The 26,910-nt window shown below is 69.1% G+C and carries 20 protein-coding genes; 13 read left to right on the forward strand and 7 right to left on the reverse strand.

The annotated features are described in order from the left end of the window. Positions 1–62 precede the first annotated feature (62 nt). The 7 genes from HZB25_07700 to HZB25_07730 all read right to left on the reverse strand — a co-directional run bounded on the left by HZB25_07700 (position 63) and on the right by HZB25_07730 (position 10,780). Positions 63–3,617, reverse strand: coding sequence for a putative DNA binding domain-containing protein (locus HZB25_07700; GenBank protein MBI5837113.1), 3,555 nt, complete (start codon positions 3,615–3,617; stop codon positions 63–65). Beyond that, complete coding sequence (locus HZB25_07705; protein MBI5837114.1) at positions 3,614–4,975, reverse strand: restriction endonuclease subunit S; 1,362 nt, start codon at positions 4,973–4,975, stop codon at positions 3,614–3,616. Before HZB25_07705 ends, HZB25_07700 begins: the two co-directional genes overlap by 4 nt. Then, a complete protein-coding gene (locus HZB25_07710) occupies positions 4,972–6,051 on the reverse strand; it encodes a hypothetical protein (GenBank protein ID MBI5837115.1) in 1,080 nt (359 codons plus the stop codon). The genes HZB25_07705 and HZB25_07710 overlap by 4 nt, the downstream gene beginning before the upstream one ends. After that, positions 6,048–6,980, reverse strand: coding sequence for a nucleotidyl transferase AbiEii/AbiGii toxin family protein (locus HZB25_07715; protein MBI5837116.1), 933 nt, complete (start codon positions 6,978–6,980; stop codon positions 6,048–6,050). Before HZB25_07715 ends, HZB25_07710 begins: the two co-directional genes overlap by 4 nt. Then, positions 6,977–7,630, reverse strand: coding sequence for a type IV toxin-antitoxin system AbiEi family antitoxin domain-containing protein (locus HZB25_07720; protein ID MBI5837117.1), 654 nt, complete (start codon positions 7,628–7,630; stop codon positions 6,977–6,979). The genes HZB25_07715 and HZB25_07720 overlap by 4 nt, the downstream gene beginning before the upstream one ends. A gap of 60 nt (positions 7,631–7,690) precedes the next feature. Continuing rightward, complete coding sequence (locus HZB25_07725; GenBank protein MBI5837118.1) at positions 7,691–9,817, reverse strand: SAM-dependent DNA methyltransferase; 2,127 nt, start codon at positions 9,815–9,817, stop codon at positions 7,691–7,693. 120 nt (positions 9,818–9,937) lie between these two features. Further along, complete coding sequence (locus tag HZB25_07730; GenBank protein ID MBI5837119.1) at positions 9,938–10,780, reverse strand: nucleotide-binding protein; 843 nt, start codon at positions 10,778–10,780, stop codon at positions 9,938–9,940. A gap of 595 nt (positions 10,781–11,375) precedes the next feature. On the opposite strand from HZB25_07730, the gene yajC reads away from it, so the two are divergent. From yajC to HZB25_07795, 13 genes are all read left to right on the forward strand, one after another. Continuing rightward, positions 11,376–11,702 (forward strand): preprotein translocase subunit YajC, encoded by a 327-nt coding sequence (gene yajC / locus HZB25_07735; protein ID MBI5837120.1) that lies wholly within the window; start codon positions 11,376–11,378, stop codon positions 11,700–11,702. Positions 11,703–11,712: 10 nt separating this feature from the next. Then, a complete protein-coding gene (gene def, locus HZB25_07740) occupies positions 11,713–12,255 on the forward strand; it encodes a peptide deformylase (protein MBI5837121.1) in 543 nt (180 codons plus the stop codon). 46 nt (positions 12,256–12,301) lie between these two features. Further along, a complete protein-coding gene (locus tag HZB25_07745) occupies positions 12,302–14,380 on the forward strand; it encodes a hypothetical protein (GenBank protein MBI5837122.1) in 2,079 nt (692 codons plus the stop codon). A gap of 70 nt (positions 14,381–14,450) precedes the next feature. Further along, a complete protein-coding gene (locus HZB25_07750) occupies positions 14,451–15,524 on the forward strand; it encodes a methionyl-tRNA formyltransferase (GenBank protein MBI5837123.1) in 1,074 nt (357 codons plus the stop codon). A gap of 152 nt (positions 15,525–15,676) precedes the next feature. After that, positions 15,677–17,011, forward strand: a complete 1,335-nt coding sequence (locus HZB25_07755; protein ID MBI5837124.1) for a methyltransferase domain-containing protein — start codon at positions 15,677–15,679, stop codon at positions 17,009–17,011. Further along, positions 17,008–17,742, forward strand: a complete 735-nt coding sequence (locus HZB25_07760) for a PASTA domain-containing protein (GenBank protein ID MBI5837125.1) — start codon at positions 17,008–17,010, stop codon at positions 17,740–17,742. Before HZB25_07755 ends, HZB25_07760 begins: the two co-directional genes overlap by 4 nt. Before the next feature lie 17 nt (positions 17,743–17,759). Continuing rightward, positions 17,760–18,413, forward strand: a complete 654-nt coding sequence (gene rpe, locus HZB25_07765) for a ribulose-phosphate 3-epimerase (protein MBI5837126.1) — start codon at positions 17,760–17,762, stop codon at positions 18,411–18,413. A 57-nt stretch (positions 18,414–18,470) separates the two neighbouring features. Next, positions 18,471–20,615 carry a S9 family peptidase gene (locus HZB25_07770; GenBank protein MBI5837127.1) on the forward strand — a complete coding sequence of 715 codons (2,145 nt, stop codon included), beginning with the start codon at positions 18,471–18,473 and terminating at the stop codon, positions 20,613–20,615. A gap of 70 nt (positions 20,616–20,685) precedes the next feature. Then, positions 20,686–22,125, forward strand: a complete 1,440-nt coding sequence (pyk, locus tag HZB25_07775) for a pyruvate kinase (protein MBI5837128.1) — start codon at positions 20,686–20,688, stop codon at positions 22,123–22,125. Between the two features lie 337 nt (positions 22,126–22,462). Further along, complete coding sequence (gene ffh, locus HZB25_07780; GenBank protein MBI5837129.1) at positions 22,463–23,782, forward strand: signal recognition particle protein; 1,320 nt, start codon at positions 22,463–22,465, stop codon at positions 23,780–23,782. A gap of 90 nt (positions 23,783–23,872) precedes the next feature. Beyond that, complete coding sequence (rpsP, locus tag HZB25_07785; GenBank protein MBI5837130.1) at positions 23,873–24,274, forward strand: 30S ribosomal protein S16; 402 nt, start codon at positions 23,873–23,875, stop codon at positions 24,272–24,274. A gap of 7 nt (positions 24,275–24,281) precedes the next feature. Then, positions 24,282–25,562, forward strand: a complete 1,281-nt coding sequence (gene serS, locus HZB25_07790) for a serine--tRNA ligase (GenBank protein ID MBI5837131.1) — start codon at positions 24,282–24,284, stop codon at positions 25,560–25,562. A gap of 48 nt (positions 25,563–25,610) precedes the next feature. After that, positions 25,611–26,888, forward strand: a complete 1,278-nt coding sequence (locus tag HZB25_07795; GenBank protein ID MBI5837132.1) for a HAMP domain-containing histidine kinase — start codon at positions 25,611–25,613, stop codon at positions 26,886–26,888. Positions 26,889–26,910 lie beyond the last annotated feature (22 nt).

Raw genomic sequence — 26,910 nt, forward strand, 5'->3', positions numbered from 1 at the left:
CAGCATAGACCCGGTGCGGGGAGGGAGCAAGCTTGGTTGCATGCTTTGGTTGCATGCAGTTGTTAGACTGCCCCCTTCGATGGTCCATCGGTGAACTTCCCGGCCCCGGCGAAACGCGTCCGGATGTACTCATCGGCGCTGCCTGCCACGAGCTTCACCGTGCCCGGCCCGCTCCTCACAAAGAAGTCGCCGTCCTTGCTCGATTCCATTCCACTCCACTTCAGGAATACCGGCTCGGGGCTCCGCTGGCAGGTGGCCACGCACACGGTCTTGCCCTGCACCATCTGGGTCTTCGTATCGATGCAGGTCCCGGCCCGATCGCCGAGGCCGTTGCGGACTGCCAGCGCGAGGTGCCGCATGAACTTGTCGTCGCTCTCGAGCCGGTCCTTCTCGATCCCAACGATGGATCCGTCATCGGCGACGCCGATCAAGAGGTCGCCACCTTCGGTGTTCAGGAACGCGGCGATGGTCTTCAGCACGGCGTGGGTCACAGCCGTGTCGTCCTGCCGGTCTTCCTGGAGGTTCCAGCGGAGCGTGGATTTGAAGTCGAGCGTCTTCGACCCACCGCGCTTGATCAGCTCCTCGGCGTTACGGTGGGCGCGCAGGTACTGGTCGAAGAGGAAGTTCTTGACGGTCTCGCCGAAGGCGCGGTCGTCGGTGATGCGCTTGTAGAGATCGAAGTTCGAGTCGACGATCTCCTGGATCACGTGCTCGACCTTCTGATCGAAAGTCAGCCGCACGTTTTCGCGGGTGTTGGCGCGCGCGGCGGCGTCGAGCGCCGCGTCGTCGTCGAGCTTTGCCATCATCTGCCCGAGAGTGACGCGATGCTCGGGGCCGAGGTTCAGACCGAAGCGCTCGTTCAACTCGGCGATAATGCGGGAGAGCGTCTCCAGCTCCTCCGGCGTGGTGCCGTGGCCCTGCTTGGTGCTCACGGGTTCGAGCACGCCGGGCCTGCGCTCAAGCGCGATCTTGCCGCTGCCGGTCTGCTGGATCCGGTACGACTCCATGTCGATGTTCTGCTGCACCTCACGGGGCAGCTCAGCGCGATCGGCGGGCAGGAGGCGCCGCAGGTGCCGCGCGAAGACGTAGAGCTTCTCCAGGTCGGCGTCGGCAAAGGTCAGGACCTGGGCCAGAAACGCGTAGAGCCGCACGTAGTCGGTGAGCTGACCGCGGAGGTCATGTCGCTCCTCCTCGGAGAGCGCCCCAAAGCGCTCGACTACGGGCGCGAGCACCGAATAGAGCCGGTCCTGTGTCGCCTTGGGGTCGAAGTAGACCTTGGCGAAGGCCTTCACATCGGCCTCGGTGTAGACCGGGAAGGCACCGAGTCGCGTCTGAATCTCGTATAGGAGGTTCGGGTCGGTCGCCTCCGAGAGCAGCGTGGTCTCGTAGTAGGGCTCGAACGCGGTCTTGATCTCGTCCGACTCGTTGGCGAAGTCGAGGACCATCGTGCCCTTCTTCTCGGGAGGCAGCGTGCGGTTGAGGCGCGAGAGTGTCTGTACGGCGTTCACGCCACCGAGCTTCTTATCCACATACATCGTATGCAGCAGCGGTTGGTCGAACCCGGTCTGGAACTTGTTGGCCACGATCAGGAACCGGTGCTCGGGTTGCTCGAATGTCTTCGCCGTCTGCGCCTCCGGAAAGCCATTCATGCCTGATTCAGTGTATGACCGCCCGCCGTCCTGCACGGTGCCCGAGAACGCTACCAGGGCCTTGAACGGGTACCCGCGCTCGGCCAGGTACTTGTCCGCCGCCAGTCTGTAACGCACTGCATGCAGTCGAGAGCGGGTGACGATCATCGCCTTCGCCCTGCCACCGATCTCGCCCTGCACCTGGGTGGCGAAGTGCTCGACGCAGATCCTGACTTTCTCGCCGATCGCGTGCGGGTGCAGCTCGACGAACGACTTGAGCAGGTACTCGGCCTTCTTCTTGTCGTAGCGCGGGTCGTCCTCGACCTTCTTCAGCAGCCGCCAGTACGCCTTGTAGGTCGAATAGTTCGCCAGCACGTCGAGGATGAATCCCTCCTCGATCGCCTGGCGCATGCTGTAGAGGTGGAAGGGCGCGAACTTTCCGTCGGGGCGCTTCGTGCCGAATAGTTCAAGCGTCTTCGGTTTCGGCGTGGCCGTGAAGGCGAAGGTCGAGAGGTTGGGAAGCCGCCCGCGCTTCTCCATCTCGGCCAGGATCGCGCTCTCCAGCTCCTCCTCGGGCGTCGCCGCCTCCGCCTCTTCCATCTCCGCCTCTTCGAGCGAGCCCGAGCTGAGCACGGCCTTGAGGCTCTTCGTGCTCTCGCCCGACTGCGAGGAGTGCGCCTCGTCGACGATCAGGGCGAAGCGCTTGCCCGGCAGCTCGCCAATCTCCTTCGCGATCACGGGGAACTTCTGGAGCGTGGTGACGATGATCGTCTTCCCCGACTCAAGCGCGTCCTTGAGCTGGCGCGAGGTCGTGTCGATGTTTTCGACCACGCCGAGCGTCTGCTCGAACTGGCGCATCGTAGTCTGGAGCTGGCGGTCGAGCACGCGCCGGTCGGTGATGACCACGATCGAGTCGAAGACGCGTCGGTCGCCCGCGTCGTGCAGCGTCGCGAGCTGATGGGCGAGCCAGGCAATGGTGAAACTCTTGCCGCTGCCGGCCGAGTGCTGGATCAGGTAACGTCGCCCGGCACCCAGAGCGCGTGCATCGGTCACGAGCTTGCGTACGCAGTCAAGCTGCTGGTAGCGCGGGAAGATCAGGAAGTGCCGGCCGGTCTTGCGCCCCTTCTCGTCCTCTTCCTCGACCTCGTGGATGAACTGGCGCACGAGGTCGAGCACGCTGTCGCGCGACCAGGTCTCCTCCCAGAGATAGGCGGTCGCATAGCCGCTCCGGGTGGGAGGCACGGGCGGGTTGCCAGCGCCGCCGAACTTGCCCTGGTTGAAGGGCAGGAAGCGCGTCCTCGGTCCGGCGAGCCGGGTCGTGACGTAGACCAGGTCGGGATCCACCGCGAAGTGCGCGAGACAGCGGCCGTAGGCGAGCAGCGGCTCGCGCGGATCGCGATCGGTCTTGTACTGGCGGATCGCGTCCTCGACGTCCTGGCTGTTGAGGGGGTTCTTGAGCTCGGCGGTGAAGATCGGGATGCCGTTCAGGAACAGCACCAGATCGAGGCTGTTCTCGTTCTTCGTACTGTAGTGGACCTGGCGCACCACGGCGAAGAGGTTCGCAGCGTGCAGCCGCCGGGTCTCCTCGTTGAGCGCGCTCGCGGGACGGAAGTAGGCGAGGCGGAACTTGCAGCCCGAATCCTTGAGGCCGTTGCGCAGGACGTCGAGCGCCCCGCGGCGCTCGATCTCGGCGGCGAGGCGCTTCAAGAACTGCTCCCGGGCGGCCGCGCCGTGGTGCTGCTCGAGCTTCTTCCACTCCTTGGGTTGCGTGGCTAGGACGAAGTCCAGCACGTCGCGTGGCAGGAGGCAGAGCGTGCGGTCGTAGTGCTCCGGCTTGCGCTTGCGGTAGCCGCCCGGCGGTCTGTCACCAAATGGCGGCGGCGTCTCGCGCACGGCGGTAGTTTCCCCCGAGCATGCGTCCGGGCCGTGCTGGAGCAGGGCGCACTCAATCGCCTCCTCGAAGGAGCGTTCGGAGATCTCGGGGATCATGCGACCTCCTTCCGCACGTCGATCCTGCCCGTCACGGCGGCTGAGATGAGCGCGGCGCGGAGTTCCTGGAGGCGGTCGATGGCATCGCGGACTTTTGCGACCAGGGCGTCGATTCGCGCCGTCTCCCGATCAAGGACAACTGCAATGGCGACTTGCTCCGAATGGGGCGGCACCATCATGTGCATTCGCGACAGGTGTGAGGGACCGAAGTGCTGAATCGCACTCCCGCAGCGAGCAAGCTCTGTCTGTGTGAGAAAAGCTCCAGAAAGAAGGAACCACCGAAGAAAAGTCCTCACCATCGTGCCGGCGCGTGGTCGCATGATGATGATGCCTGTGTAGGGAACGGCACCTTGAGTTTCCACGTCCACCTCAGAGCAGAAGCCAGTCGAGGCGCTTCCGCTAATCAGAAGATCGCCGATCCGAACGCAGAAGTGATCCCACCTCCGATGGACCAAGTCGGGTGAAAGGTAGTTGCAGCCACTGAGACTTGCCCTTCGTCCGCCGATGCCAGCAATCCGAAGCAACGGAATACCATCGTTCGTGAAATCAGACGCCATGATCCCCGGGCCTTCCAGGAAACGTACTTCTCTCTTAAGCGGCTTCACCTCCCAATGCGCGGGAATCTCTCCCAGCCACTCGACACCGGAGTCCTTCGTCGGGACACACGGGTCGAGGCCATTGGTGACGGCGCGCGTGATGAGGGCGGTGCGCTGCTCCTGTAGCAGCGCGATTAGCCGCTCCTTCTTCGCTACCAGCGCATCGATCCGCGCCGTCTCCCGGTCGAGGAAGGCGGCGATGGCGCGTTGCTCGGGGATGGGGGGGCTCGCCAGCTCGTACGTCGCCATCTCGCTTTCGTTGATAGCGGGAAAGCTCACGCCCTTGGAGTTCGCCACGACGCGCTCGACGAAGTACGGAGCTCGCAGGGCATACGCGGCGTAGTCGGTCGTCAGATCGTCCACGGGCCGGACGACAGCGAAGCCTGTCGAGACAACCATGCCAGGTTCTGGATTGCGGATCGGGGCGATTGCGCGGAGGTACGTGCGCACGGTCGACACGACCACGTCGCCGTCGCGCACGAGTCTTCGGGCACGGGATGGAGCCGAGGAGAACGCGAGTTGTTCCTGTTCGACGATTCGCCCGAGGCTGTTAACGCCTCCGATGTCCACGTAGACCATCTCGCGCCCGGGATCGGTGTCCTCCATGAGCGACTCCGGGTTCAGCGTGGCCAGATGCTTCAGCCGCTTCACCTCCCAATGCGCCGGAATCTCCCCCAGCCACTCGACGCCGGAGTCCTTGTAGGCCGGGTACGGCTTGAAGCGCGGGCGCGCGGGCGGCAGCGGCTGCACGGATTCCTTCATGCCGTTACCCTCCGGCGCTGTCCGCTCTGGTAATCGGTCCAGACCTGATCCATGTCCAACTCTTTCATTGCTTCGCGCAGCCGTTCGATCGCCTTCTGCGAGTAGCGATCGAAGCATGCCTTGCCGATCGTGATGCGGCGATAGCAATCCGCATCGTCCTTGATCTTCAGATGGCGGATCAGCGCCGTGGTCTTGGGTCCCGACAGCCCAAGGTGCTCCGCCACCTGATCCCGGCCGAGGTTGTAGAAGCCGAGCGAGTCCACCTTGTGAACCGCCACGACGCTGGCTCCGGGCGTGCCTTCGGGCACGAGCTGGATCGGAATCCCTTCCTTCTTCGCGATCCGCAGGTCGAGGGACGGGCCGGCCCCTGTGGCGGTGAGCTCGATCGCGGCGACGCCGGGGAAGACATCACTCCACTGCGAGCCCTTGCTGATCGAATCGCCGAGCTTGCGCAGCTCGCCATCGGTCGGCTGGATGCGGTCGCCCCGCATGGCGCCGTCGACGATCGCGAGCGCCCGGAGTTTGGCGGCAGCCTCGACCTTCCGTCGCTTGCCGGGCGTGAGGAGCCGCTGCACCTCCCTGGCCTCCTGCTCGAAGAGGGTCGCGAGATCGGTCGGCGGCGTGGTCGAGAGCGGCAGGACGCGAGGCGGAAGATGGACCTTGAGATCCTGATCGAACACCGCTCGGACGACATCGCGAAACAACGTCAGCCCGGCCTGGGCGTGGATGTAGAGGTGCTGTTCCGAGAGGTCGACCAGGTGGTGCTGGGCGGCGTCGCGCAGCGTGTTGATCGCCTGTAGCTGAAGGACCTGCTCCTGGCTCAAGAACCGGACCGAGCCGTCGCTAAGCGCCTTTCGCAGGCACTCGTCGAATCCGATCGTCTGCTTCTCCCGCGGCTTCCGGATCGCTCCTCCCCGATGCAGGATCGAAGCCTTGAGCAGCATCTCGAACGCGTGATCCAGCAGGATCAAGACGGCATCGACGCGGCCCCGGTCCCAGGGCCGGTTGTAATGCTCGATGCTGAGCACGAGCGAGTCGACCGCCTTCGCGAAGAGCAGCCTGGATTCGCGCTTCATCGCGAGCGTTCCTCGCTCGGATTCCACGGGCCGCTCGGCAGCCAGGTCTGCGCGAACGGCTCGGTCGCGACGATGCTGTCCCGAAGCGGACCGAGGAAGCTCGTGATCCGCTCGCCGATGGCGCCGAACCGCACCGGAGGTGGAATCAGCACGGCGCCCGCTGCGAGGTAGTTGCGCCAGCGAGTCGTGAGTTCCGGCAGGTGATAGAAGGCGGTGGTGAGAGCCCGCGGCGCCTCCTCCGTCCACGGCGTGCGTCGCCGCTCGAAGCAGGCGGCGACGGCGTGCTGCAGCGCAGCCCCATCGAACTCGAAGGCACCGGCCAGGGCCCAGACGTCGTGGAAGTCCTTCATCCGGCTGTTCCGCGTGTCGAGCTTGACCATGGCCTCGAACTTCTCCGCCACCGTCTGCTCGCGCGGATAGGCGCGCAGGCGAGGCGCCGGCAGCGACGAAAGCATCGTCGGATAGGTGATCTCCTCCGGCGCGATGGCGATCGCGTCGCCCACGCCGAGGTCGAGCTGGACCGCGATGCGGGCCTGACCCAAGAACGCACGAAAGCGTGCGCGCTTGCCGGAGTACTCCTCCTCGGCCCGGATCGCCTCCACGACCAGTTCGGAGAGATCGAAGCGGAGCCCGTCCTCGGGACACGCCACCGCGCAGATCTCCGCGATCAACGACAGGATCGCGGGGTCGTCCATGGTGCATGAAGCCAGCACGTCGACATCGCGGGTCGCCCGGTAGGGATCCGGCATCCAGACCGCAAGCAGGCTGGCGCCCTTCAGGATGCAGCGATCTCGCGCCGCGCAGGCGCCGAGGCGGAAGAGCAGCCGCTCGCCGGCGAAGCGCGCGAGCGTGCGCTCGAACTCCTCACCGCGTGCCTTGGCTTGGTCGAGCAGGCGCGCCCGGACCGAGGCCGCGACATCGGGGCTCATATCAACCTCACGTCGAGGGCGGCGCTCAGGCGGCGCGACGGAAGGACCTCGACGACGCGCGTCAGCTCGGCGACGGTCACCTTGCGCTGGCGCAGGCCGTCCTGGAGCGCCTCCATCGCCGCTTCCGGGCCGACGAGCCGCTCGAAGCGGAAGCAGTCGGCCACGGTGCGCGCGGGCGAGGTGATTCGGGCCGGCACTCCCTCGAACGCCGTCTCCTGCACGCCGAAGTTCCAGGCCGGGCCGCTGAAACGCACGGTGCGCAGCTTCAGCTCGCGCAGTAGGGGCTTGCGCGCCTTGTGCGGGATGGCAAGCCAGACTTCCGCCGGCGCCTGGGTCCCGATGCCGTGGATCCGCAGTGCCGAGAGCAGGCAGACGATGCTGTTCGGCACGCGCGCGCAGGCCATGGCGATGGAGTAGTCCTCGGTCGGCTCGGCGCCCGTCAGGCGGTAGAGCCCACGTCCGACCCGCTCGACAAGCTTCGAGCGCAGCAGGGCTGGGAGGTGGTCCCGCGTCAGGCCAGCGTGTTCGAGCTGGGCAGCACGGAAAAAGCCGACGACCCCCGAACTGCGGAGTCGTTCGACCGGGTCCCGAGCCGCTCCTTGACCCGTTTTGTCGGCACGTCGAGGTGACATGACGACAATATGCGTCATGGGCCCGGCTCTCGTCAACACAAGATGTCGGCGCCTCTCCGTGAGTGCCGACATCTTGTGTCAGCCTCGAGGGGCGGCCGCGCCCGTCACCTCGGCCAGCATCCGCAGGATTTCCTGCTCGATCCCCCGGATCTCGCCCTCGATCTCCTCGATCGGGCGCGGCGGGGTGTAGCGGTAGAAGTAGCGATTGAAGTTGATCTCGTAGCCGACGAGGCCGCCCTGGCCGTCCCTCGCATCCCGCTTGCTCGTGTCGATCCAGGCGTCGGGGACGTGGGGCTTGACCTCCCGCTCGAGAAACGCCTCGACGCGCTCTGCGAGCGGCACGCTCTCCGTGTCGCGCAGCTCCGGGTCCGGCTCGGGGTTGCTGTCCTTGTCCCGGCAGATGGCGGCGGACTCGTCGCGCTCGGACAGCGCGGAGAGGATGGCCTTGCGCGCCGGCGCCGGGAGCTTCACGCCGGTTTTCTTCGCGGCGGCATCGAGCAGGCGCTCGAACTCGTCGCGGTCCTTGACGAGGGTGCCGGGCAGCCCGCGCACGAGCTTACGGATCGCCCCCTGCAACGCACGCCCGTCGACCTGCTCCTTCGCCCCCGCAGCGCCCTTCTTCTTCGACTGCGCCAGCGCCTGGAAGCCCTTCTCCTCCTCGAGGCGGGCGATGCGCTCAACGCTCGCCTGGAAGCTGAGCCGCAGGGGGCGCTCGACGGTGATCTTGCGGAAGCCGAAGTGGGTGGTTGGAAAGATGCGGCTGACGACGACGTCCTCTTCCTTGCCGTCCTTCGCCACTTTCCGCGTCTCGCCATCCTTGAAGGCGGACAGGACCTTCAGGATGTCCTGCGAGCGTTCGAGGGGGATCTCGCGCCGCTTGTCACCGAGGCTCTTGCGCATCGGGACCCAGAATGAGATGGCGTCGATCAGCTGAACCTTGCCCTTCCGCGCCGGCGCCTTGCGGTTCGTCACCACCCACACATACGTGGCGATGCCCGTGTTGTAGAAGAGCTGCTCGGGGAGTGCGATCAGCGCTTCCAGCAGGTCGTTCTCCAGGATGAAGCGGCGAATCTCGCTCTCGCCGCTGCCGGCATCGCCCGTGAACAGCGGCGAGCCGTTCATGATGATGGCGATCCGCGAGCCGCCGTCCTTCGGGTCCCTTGCGTGCGCCAACATGTGCAGCAGGAACAGGAGCTGGCCGTCGCTGATACGCGGGAGCCCCGGTCCGAAGCGGCCCGAGGCGCCGCGCTCGTGCTCGGCACGCACGGCGTCCTCGTCGCGCTTCCAGTCCTTGCCGTACGGCGGGTTGGCGATCAGGTAATCGAACGTCTGGCCGGAGTGGCGGTCGTTGGAGAGAGTGCTGCCGTATGCGATGTTGTCGGCGTCGCGTCCGGTCGGGTCCTTCATGAAGAGATCGGACTTCGAGACAGCCCAGGTTTCGGGATTCACCTCCTGGCCGAAGAGATGGATCTCCGCACCCGGGTTCATCGCGGGCCGGAGGATCTCGCCGTTCTTCCGCAGGCCGACGGTGATGTGCTCCTTGGTGATCATCAGCATGCCGCCTGAGCCGCAGCACGGGTCGTACACGGTGCGGATCGCCTTCTTGGCCTGGATTTCCTTCTCATCACCGGCAAGCATCAGATCCACCATCAGATGCACAACATCGCGCGGCGTGAAGTGCTCGCCCGGATTCTCGTTCAGCGCTTCGTTGAACTTCCGGATCAGCTCCTCGAAGATCGTGCCCATCGTCGGGTTGTCAATTCTGTCCGGATGGAGATCGACGTTCTTGAAGCGCTCGAGCACCTGGAAGAGCAGCCCCGCCTCATCGAGCTTGCTGATCGTGTTGTCGAAATCGAACTTCTCCAACACCTCACGCATGTTCGGGCTGAAGCCGGCGATGTAGTTGCGAAGATTGGCGGCGAGGTGCGGCGCGTCGGCCAGCAGCTTCTCGAAGTCGTAGCGGGAGGTGTTGTAGAACGCGAAGCCCGCTATCTTCCGCAGCTGTGGATCGAGATTCTCGAGCTTCTTGCCCCGCAGCTCGGCTTGCTTGCCGAGGACCTTGCCCTTGGTAGGAGCGAGCACGCAGTCGAGGCGGCGCAGGACGGTCAGTGGCAGGATCACGTCCTGGTACTTGCCGCGCTTAAAGGTGTCGCGGATCAGGTCCGCAACGCCCCAGAGGAAGCTGACGATCTCGCTATGGTTCACTGAGTTCGCTCTCCGTCCTCGCTGTTGGTGGCTGCGTCGTCATTCGGACTGTCTAACGCTCGGCATCAGCGGCGGCGCGGAGCGCCGTCAGCTGCATGCTATTGTTAGCATGCTCTGTTCTCACAACGCCTTGTTCATATCCACAGATAGCCCAGCGGCCTTCAGCTCCTTGGCCAACTTCAACCGCCAGCCGCCCTCCATATCAAGCTTGACGTAGAGTACTCCCGAGTAGTCGGAAAGCACCTCAATGCCCTCCACAAACAGGGCGCACACGCGGGACCGTCCAAGCCGGCCAAGGAAGAACCCGAGTTCAAGGATCACGTTCTGTCGCGCACGAAGGTGCAGCTCGTCATTCGATGCAGTCGCCAAGCCGCCGCGATCGTCGCCGGTGAGAAGCACGACTGCGAACCCTACGTCGCTGTAGTCTTCGAACTTCTCGATAATAGTCCGGCCGCAATTGGGCTGCTCACGAAGCAAGATCACCTCTTGATCCAGCTTCTCAAGGAAGCGCGCCACGCTCTGGATTGCCGCCTCGTCGTGACCGTGCACCAGGAAGATCCGGTGGCCCTTTGGGGCGTTCGCCAATACGCCGGAAACAGTGCCGGCCCCTTGGAGTTGCTGCTCCGTCCTGAGCAGCTCAAGCAAACCATCAAGACGGGCAAGCTGCGTTTGGAGGCTTTCCGCCCGGTGGCTCTCCCACCATCCTTCACCTGCCCCCATCGGGAAATCCCCGTACTTTCCCACATCCGTCACGCTGCTCACGTTTGGCGAGTTGCGACCGAACGCCTTCTCAAGGTAATTCCGGGTCACCAGCTCCCACTGCCCGTGGGAATCACTACTGAGGGGACGCGATTGCAGGAGTTCGCGTCCCTTCCCGAGTTGCTCCTCCAGGAGGCGGATTCCCGTGGCAGAGTCAACATCCGGGCGTCCGGGAGGGTCTGGCTCTTTGCGTTTACTTGCCATCCGGTCTCTCTCTCCGTCGCTCCGCGCCTCTTAACGAGAATTCGACCGCCATGGATCAGCAGTTCGGCAGCCCCGTCCAATCTAGTCGCTCCCGCTACCCTCCGGTGCAAGCCCTCTGGAAAACTGACCTTGCATGCACGCTCCCCGACTCCCCCCGCGGTAGGCAGCACGAAACGTCCAGGCCCGGTCAGTATAAAGCCGGTCCACCGGACTCACCACCCCAAGCCGCTGGGATTCAGCACGGGGGCATCAGCAGCCAGGCTGCGAGCTGGGGGCCTCGCGGACACAGGCGCAGCTCGATCCACCCGTACAACGTATGCCCCAGGTGATGATCCAGCGCAGCGCGCACTTGGAACGCTTTCGGGCGTTGCTGTCGCGACACCGGGGCCTGTCCCGGATCTTCCGGAAGCCGCACTCTCCCTGCCGCAACCTCCGTGTCGGCGCCACATTGACACCCCCGCGCAAAGCCGATAGCTTCCGATCCGTGTGTCCCGCGCGCTCCACGGGTGGTGCCCGGGGGGTTCCAGGGAGCCAGGCGCGCGCCGATTGCCCGCCCCTATCCGACCCGCAACTTCAATGGTTTCAAGGAGGTTTCATGTCCTTCCTCCCGCTCCTCGCCGCCGCGCCGGGAGGCCCGCAGATGTCCGGCTGGCAGGCCCAGCTGATCAACCTGGCGCCGCTGTTCCTGATCTTCGTGGTGTTCTACTTCGTGCTCATCCGTCCGCAGCAGCAGCGCCAGAAGAAGCTCGCCGAGATGATCGGCGGCATGGCCAAGGGCGACAAGGTGGTGACCTCCGGCGGGATGGTGGGCACGGTGTGGGCGGTGCGCGACAACGAGGACACCGTGGTCATCCAGGTGGCCGACACGCGTCTCGACTTCCTGAAGAGCGCCGTTGTCCAGGTCATCAAGCCCGGCAAGTAGGGGCCCGCACGTGGCACGACTGCCGATTCGCCTTTACGGCGACCCGGTGCTGAAGGCCCGGGCCGAGAAGGCCCCCGGCCCCAGCGAGAACCTGGCCCGCCTGGCCGCCGACATGTTCGAGACCATGGACGCCGCGCGCGGTGTCGGCCTGGCGGCCACCCAGGTGGGCGCCCTGGAACGCCTCATTGTGGTGAGCGTGCCCACCGGCAAGGAGGGGGAACCGCCCTTCCGCGCCGCGCTCGTCAACCCGGAAGTGGTCGCCACCTCCGGGCAGCAGGTCGGCGAGGAGGGCTGTCTCAGCTTCCCCGGGCTGTACTTCGAAGTGAAGCGCGCGAAGACCGTGAAGGTCCGCGCCATGGGGCTGGACGGGAAGCCGGTGGAGGTGGACGGGGAGGGGTACCTGTCCCGCGCCCTGCTGCACGAGATTGACCACCTCGACGGCGTGCTCTACATCGACCGCATCTCCACGGTGAAAAGAAGCCTGCTCCGCGGCAAGCTGGAGGACATCCGGCGCCGCGGGGCCGCCGGCGAGTCCCGCGAGGATGATGAGTAGCTTCCCGCGCTCCGAACGCCCAAGCACCTGCAACAGGAGGAACCAAGTGCGCCCGAGACGCTGCTGGCCCGTCGTTGCCCTGCTGACGCTGACCCTGGCGGCGCCCGCGCTCGCCGCGCCCGCGCCGGACTCGGCCGCGGCCGCCCCGAATTCCCCGCTGGCGCCCGGGCACGGCTCCCCGCCCGCGAGCGCGAGCCCGCACGGATCCATGAGCATGCCCGGAGGGGCGCGCACGTCCGGCTCGCCGCACGGTTCGGGCATGTCCGGCTCCCCGCACGGCGCCGGCGCCAAGGGGATGGCGGGCATGATGCGCGCCATGGCCGCCCCGCCGAAGGTGGCATGGGAGAGCCTGCCCCAGGCCGACACCGCCCGCGCGCTCTCTTCGGAGGGCCGCACCCCGGCCACCTCCGACACCACGGCCGAAGTGGTGATGGACGACGGCGGCGTGTCCTTCTATCCCGACGGCGTGGTGGCGTTCCTCTCCACGCGCGTGTACCTGGTGAAGAGCCGTTCCGGGGCCGAGGCGCTCCGCCAGCTGCCCGGCATCCCGAGGGGTTCTGGCGGTCAGGTCACCGCGTTCGTGCTGCACGACAACGGCTCGCGTGAGTTCGGGCAGGTGAACCGAAGCGGCGAGGTAATCTTCGCCGGGGTGCAGCCTGGTGACCTCCTGTTCATCTCCACCCGGGTCGCGCGGCCGGCGATCCGCAACGGGGTCCGGCTGCCGTTCACGTCCGCGGTTCTGCTTCGCAGTCTGTACCCGGTGCGGCAGATCCGTTTCTGGATCCGCAGCCCGGTGGATAAGCCCGCGGGATTCCGGGCGCTCGGACTGGGGGAACCGCGGGTCGGCACCCAGGCAGGATCAATCACCCGGGAGTGGATCGCCACGGGTCTCGCGCCCCTGGCGGCCGAGGATGAAGCGGTCGCCCCGCTCGAGGGCGCCCCGGTGGTGTTGGTGGATGCCAATCCGGATCCCGACTGGCTGGCCGCGCAGTGCCGGAATTGGCTCAAGGCCCCCGCAGGGGCGCGCCTGAAGAAGCTGGCTGCCGGCATCCGCAAGGAACACCAGGGCGCGAAGGCCCGGGTGGACGCGGCCCGCGAGTACGTGGTGCGCCGGCTTGCGCCCCAGGAGAACGAGTTCGCCTGGCCGGATTCGCTGGCGCGCCTCACACCGGAATCGGTCTTGCGCCGTGGCACTGCCGGCCCCTACGGACGGCTGGTGCTGCTGAGCGCCCTGTTGCGTGAGCTGGGCCAGGACCCCGGCATCGCCCTGGTGAATCCCGCCCGCCTGTGGCGGCGCCCGCCTTCGGCGAGCCCCGAGATGGCGCGCTGCCTGGTGGTGGCCCCCTGCAGCAAGCCCGAGGTGTGGCTCAATCCATCTTCCGTCACCGTCGCCACGCGCCGCATCGAGCCCACGCTGCAGGGGCTCGATGCGATGGTGGTGGGACCCGCGGGAGCCCCGGTTGATGCACGGGTGCCCGTGAGCGCCGCGGAAGGACGCGGCAAGATCATGCTGATTCGTGGCGAAGTGGACTCGGGTGGCACCGTGACCGGCGAGATGCGCATCCGTCACCTCGGCGAGGACGCCGACCAGTGGCGCGCCCAACTTCGGGGAGCGAGCATGAAGGCCGCCTCCGAGGTCATGCAGGCGATGGCGTCCCAGGTCTTGTTCGCATCCGAGATCCTGGACCTGCACGGAGAGGGCTTCGAGGACCAGGGCGACACCGCGACAATGATCTCGAAATTCCGGGCGCGGGACCTCCTGGACAGCCAGGCCGACGTGCGCTGGCTGCGGTTGCCTGCGCGCCTGCAGCCGGAACTGGAGACCGCTCCGCGCACCACGGCGCGCAGTCTGCACCGGCTCTACGGAACGCATGTCGAGCGCATGACGCTGGCGCTCCCCGGAAGCTGGGTCGCCTCCGTGCCGGTGGACACGACTTCCGGAGCCGGCGCCTGCCTGCGCTGGAGCGAGCACCGCACGGTGGAGGGGGGGCGGCTGGTGATCGAGCGCACTTCGACCGTGGCGGAGGCGGTGCTGCCCGCGGCCCAGCTGGATGCCTTCCTGGAGGCGCAGAAGGCCATGAACCGCTCGTTCGACCGGCCCGTGATCTTCAAGGTCTCGCCCTGAACCGCCGCAGCCATCCGTTTCGGGGGGCCGGCCGCTCGTTCGGCCGGCCCCTTTGTCCTACAATGCGGCCATGGCGCTGAAGACGGTCTTTCTCGGAACCCCCGCGTTCGCCGCTGCCTCGCTCGAGGCGCTGGTCGGCGCCGGCATGCCGCCGCTGCTGGTGGTCACGCGGCAGGACCAGCCGCGCGGACGGGGCCTCAAGCTGCAGCCCTCCGACGTGCGCGCCTGCGCCGAGCGCCTGGGCCTGCCGGTGGCCACGCCACGCCCCTTCCACGACCCGGCCTTCCTCGAGCAGCTCCGCGGGCTGCAGCCCGACGTGTTCGCCATCGTGGCCTACGGCGTGATCCTCAAGGAGGCCGCGCTGCGGCTGCCGCGGCTGGGCTGCATCAACGTGCACGCCTCGCTGCTGCCGCGCTGGCGCGGGGTGTCGCCCATCGCCTGGCAGATCCTCTCCGGGGACGCCCAGGCAGGCGTGACCACGCAGTGGATCGACGCGGGCGTGGACACCGGGCAGGTGATCCACCGCGACGCCTTCCCGATGCCTCCCGACGCCACCACCGGCACGCTCACGGAGGAACTGGCCCGCCGCGGCGCGGAACTGCTGGTGCGCACCCTGCGCGAGGTGGAGGCGGGCTCCGCGCCGCGCGAGACGCAGGACCCCGCCGCGGCCACGCTCGCGCCGCGCTTCGGCAAGGACGACGGCCGGCTGGACTGGACGCGCTCCGCGGCGTGGCTGGAGCGCGCCGCGCGGGCGTTCGACCCGTGGCCGGGGCTGCGCTTCCGCATGGGCGAGGGCGCGGTGCGCGTGCGCCGCGCGGCCGTGGCCGGAGTTGCCGCGGCGCCGGGCGACGCGCCGCACGCAGGCGGTACTTCCGTCGCGGGCGACACGCCGCGTCCGGGCACGGTGCTGCGCGTGGGCGCGGGCCGCGTGGTCGTGGCCGCGGGGGAGGGCGCTCTGGAACTGGTCGAGGTGCAGCCCGACGGCAAGCGGGCCATGCCCGCCGACGCGTGGGCGCGTGGGCGCGGGGTTGGCCCGGGCGGCCTGCTGGCATCCGGCGTGCCGCCGGCGGGAGCAGGTGGTCCCGGCAGCGGCGCAGGGCCGGGGGCATCGTCCGCATCCGCCCCGCGCGGGGACGCTTCGTGACGCCACCGCGCGGCGGCCGGCCCCGCGGCAGCGGCCGCCCCGCGGGCCCACCCGCGCGGGGTCCGCGCGGACCGGGCCGTCCCGGCGGGCCCGCCCCGCGCGCGCCCCGCGGGCGCCCCGGACCCCCGGGAGCGACCGGGCGGGGAGCGGGCGTGCCTGGCGGCTCCGCCGAGCCGCGCGACCTGGCGGCCCGGCTGCTCGCTTCCATCGAGACCCGCAGCGCCTTCAGCGACAAGCTCCTCGCCACCGCGTTCCGCGAGCGCGACCTGCCGCCGGCCGCGCGCGGGCGTGTCACGCGCCTGGTGAAGGGCGTGCTGCGCCGCCGCGGCGAGATTGACTACCTGCTGGCCTCGCGCCTGCACGAGCGGCTGGCCGGCCTGCCGGTGCTGATGCGCCAGATCCTGCGGCTGGGTGTCTACCAGCTCCTGGACTCCGACATCCCGCGCCCCATGGTAGTGGACGAGACCGTGCGGCTGGCCACCAAGTACGGCCACCCCGGCACCGTGGGCCTCACCAACGCCGTGCTGCGCCGGCTGTGCGACACGGAGGACCTGCGCTCGCTGTTGCCGCAGGGCGACGATCCCGCGTCGGTGGCGGCGCGGACTTCGCACCCGGAGTGGATGGTGGAGCGCTGGATGGCCCGGCTGGGGCGCGACGCCACGATGCGGGTGCTGGATTCCAACCTGCGCGAGCGACCCACGTTCCTGCGCCCCAACCCGATGCGCGGCGGCCTGGCGGCGCTTCGCGCGCGGCTGGAGGTCGAGGGTGTGGCCCACGACGTGCATGGGCCCACCGGCCTGGTGCGCGTGGACGAGCGGTTCGCGCCGCCCGACTCGGAGGCGTTCGTCGCCGGCCTGGGCACGGCGCAGGACCCCTCGGAGTTCCTGGTGGTGCGCCTGTGCGGCGCGCGCGCGGGGCAGCGCTGGCTGGACCTGTGCTGCGCCCCCGGCGGCAAGCAGACCGGGCTGGCCGAGGGCATGGGAGATGAGGGTGCCGTGGTGGGCTGCGACCTGCATCCGTCCCGCCTGCGCCGCGCCCGCGAAAACGCCGCGCGCCTGGGCACGCCGGGGCTTTCCTACGTGGCCGCCGACGGCGCCCGCCCGCCGTTCCGCGCGCCGTCGCGCTTCGACGGCGTGCTGGTGGACGCCCCGTGCTCCGGGCTGGGGGTGCTGGCCCGCCGCGCCGACGCCCGCTGGCGCAAGGAGCCCGCGCTGCTGGCCTCGCTTCCGCCCCTGCAGCGCAGCCTGGTGGACTCCGCCGCGGGGCTCTTGGGGCCGGGTGGCGTGCTCGTCTATAGTGTGTGCAGTTTCGAGCCGGAGGAGACCACCGACCTGGTGGGCGGCTTCCTCGCCGCGCACCCGGAGTTCCGGCTCGACGACGCCTCGCCGCGGGTGGGCGCGGCGTACACGGTGGACGGCTGCTACCGGGTGCTGCCCGGGCAGGACGACATGGACGGGGCGTTCGCGGCAAGGATGGTGCGCGCGTGAAGATGCGTTGGAAGATCCCGGGGCCGGTGATGGTGCTGGCCTTGGGGGTGGTGGCGTTCGCCGCGGGCGTGGCGATCTTCGACTGGGTGGTGATGCCGCGCCTGGTGCACCGCGGCCAGGACGTGCGCGTGCCGGACCTCGGCTCCATGTCGCAACAGCAGGCCGAGCGGGCCGCGCGCGAGGGCGGGTTCGCGCTGCACGTGCGCTCGCAGCAGTTCGACGCCGCCGTGCCGCGCGGCTGCGTGTTGAGCCAGGATCCCCCGCCGGGCGTGACGGCCCGTCGCGGGCGCGCGGTGGAGGTCGTGGTGAGCCTGGGCGAGGAGAAAGCCACCATCCCGCCGCTGCGCGGGCAGGACTTCCGCGAGGCGCAGGTCACGCTGGGCCGCCTGGGCCTGCAGCCCGGCTCAGTGGCGCGCGTGTACTCCAATGATGTGCCGGTGGACCGCGTGGTGGCCACCGACCCCGGCCCCGACGCGCCCATCCCGCAGGACCGCCCGGTGCACCTGCTGATGAGCCTGGGCCCAGAAACCCCGCGCTTCCTGGCGCCCGACTGGGTGGGCTCGCCGGTGCGCGAGGTCACCGCCGCGCTGCAGCGCGCGGGTGTGCGCTACACGCTGGCCGGGCGCGACGCCGCCATGGCCGGCGCGGTCACCTCGCAGAACCCGGCTCCGGGCAGCATGGTGCGCGCGGGCGACCTGGTGACACTGGGCACCGGCAGGGCCGCGCGGTGAGTTTCCGTCCCCGGCCCGTGCGCGTCGCGCCCTCGGTGCTCTCCGCCGACTACGCGCGCTTCGGCGAACAGGTGCGGATGATCCAGGCCGCCGGCGCCGACTGGCTGCACGTGGACATCATGGACGGCCACTTCGTTCCCAACCTCACCTTCGGCCCCGGCCTGGTGGCCGCGCTGAAGTCGCTCACCCCGCTGTACCTGGATACCCACCTGATGGTCACCGAGCCGTGGCGCTTCGCCGAGCCGTTCGCGAGGGCCGGCGCCGGCGGGCTCACCATTCACGTGGAGGTGGGCCGCACCGCCGAGACGCTGCGCGAGATCCGCGCGCTGGGTCTGCGCGCCGGCGTATCCGTGAAGCCGGGCACCCCGCTGGAACTGGCCGAGCCGTTCCTCGCCGACATCGACCTGCTGCTGCTGATGACGGTGGAGCCGGGCTTCGGCGGCCAGGCGTTCCGCGAGGACATGCTGCCCAGGATCGCCGCCGCCCACGCGGCGCGCGTGAAGCACGGCCTCAACTTCGACCTCGAGGTGGACGGCGGCATCGGGCCGCAGACCACCGCCGCGGTGACCCGCGCCGGCGCCGACGCGCTGGTCGCGGGCCACAGCGTGTTCCGCGCGCCGGACCCTGCGGCGGCCATCGCCGCGATCCGGGCCGCAGTCTCCACTCCATAGGCCCGGCCGCGCCGGGAGCATCCACGGGCGCGCCGCGCCCCCCTTCGAGGAGGATTCATGCCGCGACTCCCGCGCGCCGGCAGTCTCGCAGTGACCGTGCTGTTCGCCGCCTGGGCCGCACAGGCGTTGGCCGCGGAGACCCGCGCTCCTGTCGCGCCCGCGACGTCCGCGCCCGCCCCGGCGCCACCCGCCGCGGCGGCACCCGCCCCAGCCCGCCGCCTCATCACCGTCGAGGACGTGACCCGCTTCCGCGACGTGAAGGACCCCCGCGTTTCCCCCGACGGCAGGTGGGTGGCCTACACCGTCACCACCCAGGACCTCAAGGCGGACAAGCGCCAGACCGATGTGTGGATGACCAGCTGGGACGGTGCCACCACGCTGCAACTCACCCGGCGCGCGAAGGAGTCCGCTTCGGCTCCGCGCTTTAGCCCCGACGGCAGGCACCTGGCGTTCCTCTCCAGCCGCGGCGACGAGAACGAGTCCGACCAGGTGTGGCTGCTGCCCCTGGCCGGGGGGGAGGCCGCGAAGCTCACCGAGCTCAAGCAGGGAGTTTCGGACTTCGCGTGGTCGCCCGACGGATCGCGTTTCGTGCTCGCCGTGAGCGACACCGACTCCGTGTCCACCCTCGGCGCGGCGGAGAAGGACAAGACTCCGCCGCCGATCCTCATCGACCGCTTCTACTTCAAGGAGGACGTCACCGGCTACGTGACGCGCAAGCGCACGCACCTGTTCCTGTTCGACCTCGCCACGCGCAAGGCGGAGCAGCTCACCTCCGGCGAGCACGACGACCTGCAGCCGGCGTGGTCGCCGGACGGAAGGTCAATCGCGTTCCTGAGCAAGCAGGGCCCCGACGCGGATCGCACCAGCAGCTGGGAGATCTTCGTGGTCGAGGCGCGCGCGGGCGCGCAGCCGCGGCAGGTCACGCGCTTCGAGGGCATCGTCAACAACCCCGGAGGCGAGAACCGCATCGCGTGGAGCCCCGACGGCAGCCAGATTGCGTTCCTTCAGGGCGGTCCGCCGAAGCTGATCTACTACGCGCTGACCCGTCCCGCCGTGGTGCCTGCCGCGGGCGGCGGCGCGCGCGTGCTCACGCCCGGTCTCGACCAGTGGACGGCCGATCCCGCCTGGTCCCCGGACGGGAAGTACCTGTACGTGCAGGTCGAGGAGGATCGCTCCGCCTTCCTCGCGCGCGTGCCCGCCGCGGGAGGAGCCCCCGAGCCCGTGCTGCGCGGGGCAGGCGTGGTGGGGACTTTCGACGTGGGCGCCTCCGGGCGGGCGGCGCTGATCCTCGGCACGCCCGGCGCGCCGCGCGAGGTGTACGCGCTGGAGGGGGGAGCCGCGCGCCAGCTGTCGCACCAGAACGACTCGCTCATGGCCGCGCTGAAGCTGAGCCCTGCCGAGAAGATCACCTTCAAGAGCCGCGACGGGACCGAGATCCACGGCTTCCTGGTGAAGCCCGCCGACTATCGCGAGGGCGCGCGCCACCCGACCATCCTGCGCATCCACGGCGGGCCGGTCGGGCAGTTCCAGGATGAGTTCGCCTCCGGCGAGGAGTGCACCTGGCAGCTGCTGGCCGCCAACGGGTACGCGGTCGTGGCCGCCAACCCGCGCGGCAGTTCCGGACGGGGCCAGAAGTTCTCCACCGCAATCTACGCCGACTGGGGCAACAAGGACGCGCAGGACGTGCTCGCGGCCGTGGACTACGCGGTGGCGCTCGGCGTGGCCGACCCCGACCGCCTCGGGCTGGGCGGATGGAGCTACGGCGGCATGCTCACCAACTACGTGATCGCCCAGGACAGGCGCTTCAAGGCGGCGGTGAGCGGTGCCAGCATCTCCAACATCCTGGCCGGATACGGCACCGACATGTACGTGCGCGAGTACGAGAGCGAACTGGGGCCGCCGTGGACCGCCGCCGACAAGTACCTCCGGGTCTCGTCGCCGTTTCTGCACGCCGACCGCATCGTCACGCCCACCCTGTTCATGTGCGGGCAGCAGGACTTCAACGTGCCGCTGCTCAACACCGAGCAGATGTACCAGGCCCTGAAGAGCCTTGGCCGCGAGACGCAGATGGTGATCTACCCGGGGCAGAACCACGGGTTCCGCCGGCCCAGCTACATCCAGGACCGGCTGCGCCGCTGGCTGGACTGGTACGGGCGGTTCCTGAAGCCGAAGCCGGCAGCTGCCCCTACTGGCGGAAGGTGAAAGTGGAGTTTCCCGTTCGAGCGGAGATCGCACCCCGCCCGGCCGATTCCCCGTGCCGCACGGAGGCCGCATGAAACCCCGGGGCGAGACTGCACTGCACCACCGCGCCACCCGCATCGTGGCCACGATCGGGCCCGCGTCGCAGGCCCCCGGCGTGCTGGAGCGCCTGCTGCGCGCCGGCGTGGACGTGGTGCGCGTCAATGGCGCGCACTGCCGCCCCGGGGACATCACCGCGCTGGTGGCGCGGGTGCGCCGCGCGGAGCGGGCCGTCCGGCGGCCGGTGGGAGTGCTGCTGGATTTGGGTGGACCCAAGATCCGTGTGGTCCCGCTCGCGGGCGGTGTGGTGGAGTGGAAGACCGGGCAGAGCGTGGAGATCGTGCCCGGCGCCGGCCGCGGCGAAGGCCGGCGGATCCGGGTCAGTTACCCGGCGCTGCTGCGCGACGTGCATCCCGGGGCGGAGATCCGCATCGACGACGGGCGCATCCGGCTGCGCGTTACGCGCCGAGGGAGGTCCTCGCTCTCCGCGCGCGTGATGGTGGGCGGGCGCGTGCGCGGCGGGGCCGGCGTGAACTTCCCGCACTCGGAACTCTCGGCGCCCGCGCTCACCGTGAAGGACCGCCGCGACCTCAAGGAGGGCGTGCGCGCCGGCGTGGACTTCCTGGGCCTCTCGTTCGTGCGCTCCGCCGCGCACGTGCGCCACGTGAAGACGCTGGTGTCGCGGGGCCCGCGGGCGCGGCGCCCGTGGGTGGTGGCCAAGATCGAGCGCCCCGAGGCGGTGCGCGACCTGGTGGCCATCGCGTCCGAGTCCGACGTGCTCATGGTGGCGCGCGGGGACCTGGGCGTGGAACTGGGCCTGGCCGCCGTGCCGATGCTGCAGCACGAGATCCTCTCGCTGGGCCGCGCCCTCGCCGTGCCGGTGATCGTGGCCACCCAGATGCTCGAGACCATGATCTCCAGCGCCACGCCCACGCGCGCGGAAGTCTCCGACGTCGCGGGTGCGGTGCACGACGGCGCCGACGCCGTGATGCTCTCCGGCGAAACCGCCACCGGCTCGTTCCCGCTGCAGGCGGTGCGCGTCATGTCCGAGATCGCCTGCGCCGCCGAGGCGCCCGGGAGCTGGGACCTGCCTGGCACGGTTTGCGAGGATGCCGCCGACGACATCCCGCGCGTGATCACCGAGACCGCCATTCACGCCGCCGAGCTCTCGGGCGCGCGTGCCCTGGTGGTGTACACTGAGTCCGGCCGCACGGCCCGCATCCTGTCCAAGAACTCACTATCAATTCCCATCGTGGCGCTCACACCCAGCGAGGAAGTGCGGCGGAAGATGTCGCTGCTGCGGCACGTGGTGTCGTTCCGCATCCCGCTGGCGCGTTCCCTGGACGCGATGCTGGCCTCGGGCGACCGGGTGCTGCGGCGGATGCCGGCGCTGGCCGGGGAGATGGTGGTGGAGGTTTCGGGGGCGGCGCGGGAGGGGGGGCTCACGAACACGCTGCGCGTCCGCCGGTTGTAGAGGCTTGGGTTGGTGCCCCTGAATGGGCCTTCCACGGGAGGGCGGCGTACTGAAGCTCCCACACGGCAGGGGTTCCTCCAGGAGCCGGGCCGCTCGTCCGTCAGGTCTGGCCTGCCCTGCCCGGCGCTGCGCGAGAGAGTGGCTGACGACACTCCTATATTCTATCTCTACAATGACATACGTTGGACGCACACCACCCCAGCATCGCCCGTGAATTCCCCGTCCCCATCTGCTACAATCCCAAATTCGGGTTCTTCCGCCGATCCGGCAACGACCTCCGTGCCTCGCGGGTGGCCGCACCACGCCCTGCCCGGCCGGTAATGCAAGAAAGCACTTCGTGTTCCAGCAACTGACCTCCCGCCTCGAGGAGGCGTTCAAGAAGCTCCGCGGCGAGAGCCGCCTGACGCCGGAGAACATCAAGGATGCTCTCCGGGAGGTCCGGCGCGCCCTCCTGGAGGCGGACGTCCACTTCCAGGTGGCGCGGGACTTCACCGCCAAGGTGGAGGCGCGGGCCAGCGGGCAGGAGGTCCTCAAGGGGCTGTCTCCCGGCCAGCAGGTGGTCCGGGTGGTGCACGAAGAACTGATGAGCATGCTGGGCGGCAAGGCCCATCCCTTGCCGCTGGCGCCCACGCCGCCCACGACCTGGATGATGGTGGGGCTGCAGGGCTCGGGGAAGACCACCTTCACCGGCAAGCTGGCGCGCTACATGAAGGAGAAGCAGCGCCGCGTGCTGATGGCGGCCTGCGACCTGGCGCGACCCGCTGCCATGGACCAGCTGGCCACGCTGGGTCGCCAGTTGGGCGTGGAAGTGTTCGTGGACCGCACCGCCACGCACCCGCGCGAGGTGGCTTCGAGGGCCTTTGACCGCGCGCGCGCCGGCAGCTTCGACGTGCTGCTGCTGGACACCGCGGGCCGGCTGCACGTGGACGAGGCGCTGATGCTGGAGCTGCGCGAGCTCAAGGACGAGGCGAAGCCGCACCAGACGCTGCTGGTGGTGGATGCGATGACCGGCCAGGAGGCGGTGAACGTGGCCACCTCCTTCCGCGATGGCGTGGACTTCGACGCGCTGGTGCTGTCCAAGGTGGACGGCGACGCCCGCGGCGGCGCGGCGCTCTCGATCCGGGCCGTGACGGGCCGTCCCATCCAGTTCCTCTCCAGCGGGGAGAAGCTGGACGCGATGGAGCTGTTCCACCCCGACCGGGTGGCTTCGCGCATCCTCGGCATGGGCGACGTGCTCACGCTGGTGGAGCGCGCGGAGAACGCCGTCGAGATGGAGCAGGCCGCGGCGATGGCGGAGAAGCTCCGCCGCGAGACCTTCACCTTCGAGGACTTCCTGGAGCAGCTCCAGGCGGTCAAGAAGATGGGCCCGCTGGGGGAGGTGCTGCGCATGATCCCCGGCGTGTCCGCGAAGCTGCCCGACGACGTGGAAGTGGACGAGTCGGGGCTGAAGCGCGTGGAGGCCATCATCCGCTCCATGACGCCCAGGGAGCGGCACCAGCCGAAGATCATCGACGGCAGCCGCCGCAAGCGCATCGCGCGCGGCAGCGGCACCTCGGTGCAGGAGGTGAACCAGCTCTTGCGCCAGTTCACCGACATGCAGAAGATGATGCGGCAGATGAAGAAGATGGGCCGGGGCAGGCTGCCGGCCTTCAGGTAGGGAAGGCGTTCCTTCCTGCCGAAAGATGTTCCAATACACAGGCAGGCACGAATGCCTGCCACACACTCCAAACGACCCAAGGGAGGTTGCATGGCAGTCGTCATCCGTCTGAATGTCCGCGGACGTAAGCACCTGGCGTTCCACAAGGTGGTCGTGGCGGACTCGCGCGCGCCGCGGGACGGGCGCCACATCGAGATCCTGGGCCACTACGACCCGCTGCGGGACCCTGCGGAGTTCATCGTGGACGAGGCCCGCACCAAGTACTGGCTGGAGAAGGGCGCCCAGCCCAGCGAGAAGGTGGCGGCCCTGCTGCGCGCGCACGGCATCCGCCTTCCCGAGAAGATGAGCAAGCCGAAGAAGAAGAAGGAGCGCACCAAGCCCGCCGCCTCGAAGGTCGCCGCCTCCAAGGCCGCGCGCGCCAAGTCCGCGGCGAAGAAGGCCGCCCCGAAGAAGGCCAAGCCGGCCAAGAAGAAGGCCGAGAAGAAGAGCTAGGGCCGCCATGCTCGACGTCAAGTTCATCCGCAACCAGCCCGACCGAGTGCGGTGGGCGGTGGAGCAGAAGGGCGCGGACCCGCGCGCCGACGTGGACCGCTTCCTGGCGCTCGACGAGGACCGCCGCCGCATCACCACCGAAGTGGACGACCTGCGCGCGAAGCGCAACGCCGCCTCCGAGGAGATCGGCAGGAAGGCCAAGGCCGGGGGCGACAAGACCGAGCTGGAGGGGATGAAGGCGAAGATGCGCGACGTGGGCGCGCGCATCGCCGAGCTGGAGAAGGGGCTGACCGCGCTGGAGGAGGAGCAGGACGGCCTCGCGCGCTGGATCCCCAACGTGCCACACGAGAGCGTGCCCGCGGGCGACGCCTCGAAGAACGTGGTGGTGCGGGAGTGGGGCACGCCGGCCCCGGCGGGGCAGGCGCTGCCGCACTGGGAGATCGGGGCCAAGCTGGGGGTGCTGGACTTCGAGCGCGCCAGCAAGGTCTCGGGCTCGGGGTTCATCCTCTACACCGGCCTGGGTGCCAGGCTGGAGCGGGCGCTGATCCAGTTCTTCCTGGATGCCAACGGGCGCCGCGGCTACCGCGAGGTGTCACCGCCCTACCTGATCCGGCCGGAGTGCCTGTTCGGCACGGGCCAGCTGCCCAAGCTGGAAAGCGACATGTACAAGCTGCAGGACGAGGACCTGTACCTCAATCCCACGGCCGAGGTGCCGGTCACCAACATCTACCGCGACGAGATCCTGCCCGGCGAGCAGCTGCCCATCAAACTCACGGCGTACTGCCCCAGCTTCCGCCGCGAGGCGGGCGCGGCCGGCCGCGACACCCGCGGCATGGTCCGGGTGCACCAGTTCGACAAGGTGGAGGGTGTGAAGTTCGTGGCGCCCGAGACTTCCTACGACGAGCTGGAAGCGCTGGTGGGCGACGCGGAGGAGCTGCTCAAGGCCCTGGAGCTGCCCTACCGGGTGCTGCTGCTCGCTTCGGGCGACATGAGCTTCGCGGCCAGCAAGTGCTACGACCTGGAGGTGTGGGCGCCCGCCGAGGGGCGCTGGCTGGAAGTCAGCTCGTGCAGCTGCTTCGAGGCCTTCCAGGCGCGGCGCGCCAACATCCGCTTCCGGCGCGACGCCAAGTCCAAGCCCGAGCACGTGCACACGCTGAACGGCTCGCTGCTGGCGCTGCCGCGGATCGTCGTCGGGCTGCTGGAGCAGCACCAGGATCCCGACGGCCGCGTGCGGGTGCCGAAGGCGCTGCGGCCGTACCTGGAAGGACGCGAGTACCTGGAGGACTAGGGCCCGGGTGCGCCCTCGCGGCCCGGCCCTCCACCCGGAGGCAACGGAGTGCCGACGTCCCGCTCCACCCGCCTGCCGCCCCGCTTGAGGGTCCTGCTGGTGACCCTGAGCCTCGGGCTCCTCGTGGCGGTGTTCTTCCTCACCAACAGCATCATCGGCCAGCTGCGCGGCCAGACCGAGGATCTCTCGCGCTGGGTGGCGCAGTTCTGCGCCGACGCGTCGTTCCCCGCGAGCGCCGACACCACCATCGCGCCCATCTTCCGCAAGCTGGTGGACCGGATCAAGTTCCCGCTGGTGATCACCGACGACCAGGGGCGCCCGCGCGCGTGGAAGGGCATCCGCGTGAGCCCCACCGCGGTCTCGGCGGACGACATCAACCGCGTGGGCACCACCGACCTTCCCATGCGCGTGCGTGCCGTGCTCGCGGAAGTGGCCGACGAGGCGCGCCGCCTGGACCAGCTGAACACGCCCATCGCGATGAAGAGCCCCGAGAACGGGAGTGTGATCGGCTACGTGCACTACGGCAATCCCACCGCGCTGCGCAGCCTGCGCTGGATCCCGGTGGCGCAGGTGCTGGCGATCCTCGTGTTCGTGGTGCTGGGCTACTGGCTGCTGCGGAGCGTGCGCCTGCACGAGCAGCGCAGCATCTACGTGGGGATGGCGCGCGAGACCGCCCACCAGCTGGGCACGCCGCTCTCCTCGCTGGCCGGCTGGCTGGAGCTGCTGCGCGAGCGCACCTCGCACCAGGAGGGCCCGGAGGTGCGCCTGCCGTCCGAGTCCTTCCGCGAGACGCTGGAGGAGATGCAGAACGACGCGGACCGGCTCAACACCGTGGCCGCGCGGTTCAGCCGCGTGGGCTCGGAGCCCATCCTGACCCAGCAGGACGTCGTGCCGATCGTGCGCGAGGCCGTGCTATACTTCCGAAAACGCCTGCCGCAGCAGTCCACGCGCGTGTCCGTCGCCGAGCACTACGACGAAGTCCCCCCGGTCAACGTGAACCGGGAGCTGCTCTCCTGGGCCGTGGAGAACCTCCTGAACAACGCGCTGAACGCCAGCGGGCCCGGGGACGGGCGCGTGCAGGTCACCGTGCGCCGCCGGAGGCAGCGGGAGGCGGTGGAGATCGAGGTGCGCGACAACGGCCGCGGCATGACCGCCGCCGAGCGCGAGCGGGCCTTCGAGCCCGGCTTCACCACGCGCAAGCGCGGGTGGGGCCTGGGGCTCACGCTGGTGCGGCGCATCGTCGAGGAATACCACGGGGGACGCGTGGACATCGCCCAGACCGAGCAGGGCAAGGGCACCGCGTTCGTCATCTCGTTCCCCACCTAGGGCCGCCGATGCCGGCGGCTTC

It is taken from the genome of Candidatus Eisenbacteria bacterium, assembly GCA_016235265.1.
Classification (GTDB): Bacteria; Eisenbacteria; RBG-16-71-46; order RBG-16-71-46; family JACRLI01; genus JACRLI01.

Bases quoted from the DNA above. Each gene is read 5' to 3' on its own strand.
- HZB25_07750 (MBI5837123.1), top strand. From the start codon at position 14,451: ATGGCGCTGAAGACGGTCTTTCTCGGAACCCCCGCGTTCGCCGCTGCC.
- HZB25_07730 (MBI5837119.1), bottom strand. From the start codon at position 10,780: ATGGCAAGTAAACGCAAAGAGCCAGACCCTCCCGGACGCCCGGATGTT.
- HZB25_07715 (MBI5837116.1), bottom strand. From the start codon at position 6,980: ATGAGCCCCGATGTCGCGGCCTCGGTCCGGGCGCGCCTGCTCGACCAA.
- HZB25_07710 (MBI5837115.1), bottom strand. From the start codon at position 6,051: ATGAAGCGCGAATCCAGGCTGCTCTTCGCGAAGGCGGTCGACTCGCTC.
- rpsP (MBI5837130.1), top strand. From the start codon at position 23,873: ATGGCAGTCGTCATCCGTCTGAATGTCCGCGGACGTAAGCACCTGGCG.
- HZB25_07770 (MBI5837127.1), top strand. From the start codon at position 18,471: ATGCCGCGACTCCCGCGCGCCGGCAGTCTCGCAGTGACCGTGCTGTTC.
- yajC (MBI5837120.1), top strand. From the start codon at position 11,376: ATGTCCTTCCTCCCGCTCCTCGCCGCCGCGCCGGGAGGCCCGCAGATG.
- HZB25_07720 (MBI5837117.1), bottom strand. From the start codon at position 7,630: ATGACGCATATTGTCGTCATGTCACCTCGACGTGCCGACAAAACGGGT.
- serS (MBI5837131.1), top strand. From the start codon at position 24,282: ATGCTCGACGTCAAGTTCATCCGCAACCAGCCCGACCGAGTGCGGTGG.
- HZB25_07700 (MBI5837113.1), bottom strand. From the start codon at position 3,617: ATGATCCCCGAGATCTCCGAACGCTCCTTCGAGGAGGCGATTGAGTGC.
- HZB25_07705 (MBI5837114.1), bottom strand. From the start codon at position 4,975: ATGAAGGAATCCGTGCAGCCGCTGCCGCCCGCGCGCCCGCGCTTCAAG.
- pyk (MBI5837128.1), top strand. From the start codon at position 20,686: ATGAAACCCCGGGGCGAGACTGCACTGCACCACCGCGCCACCCGCATC.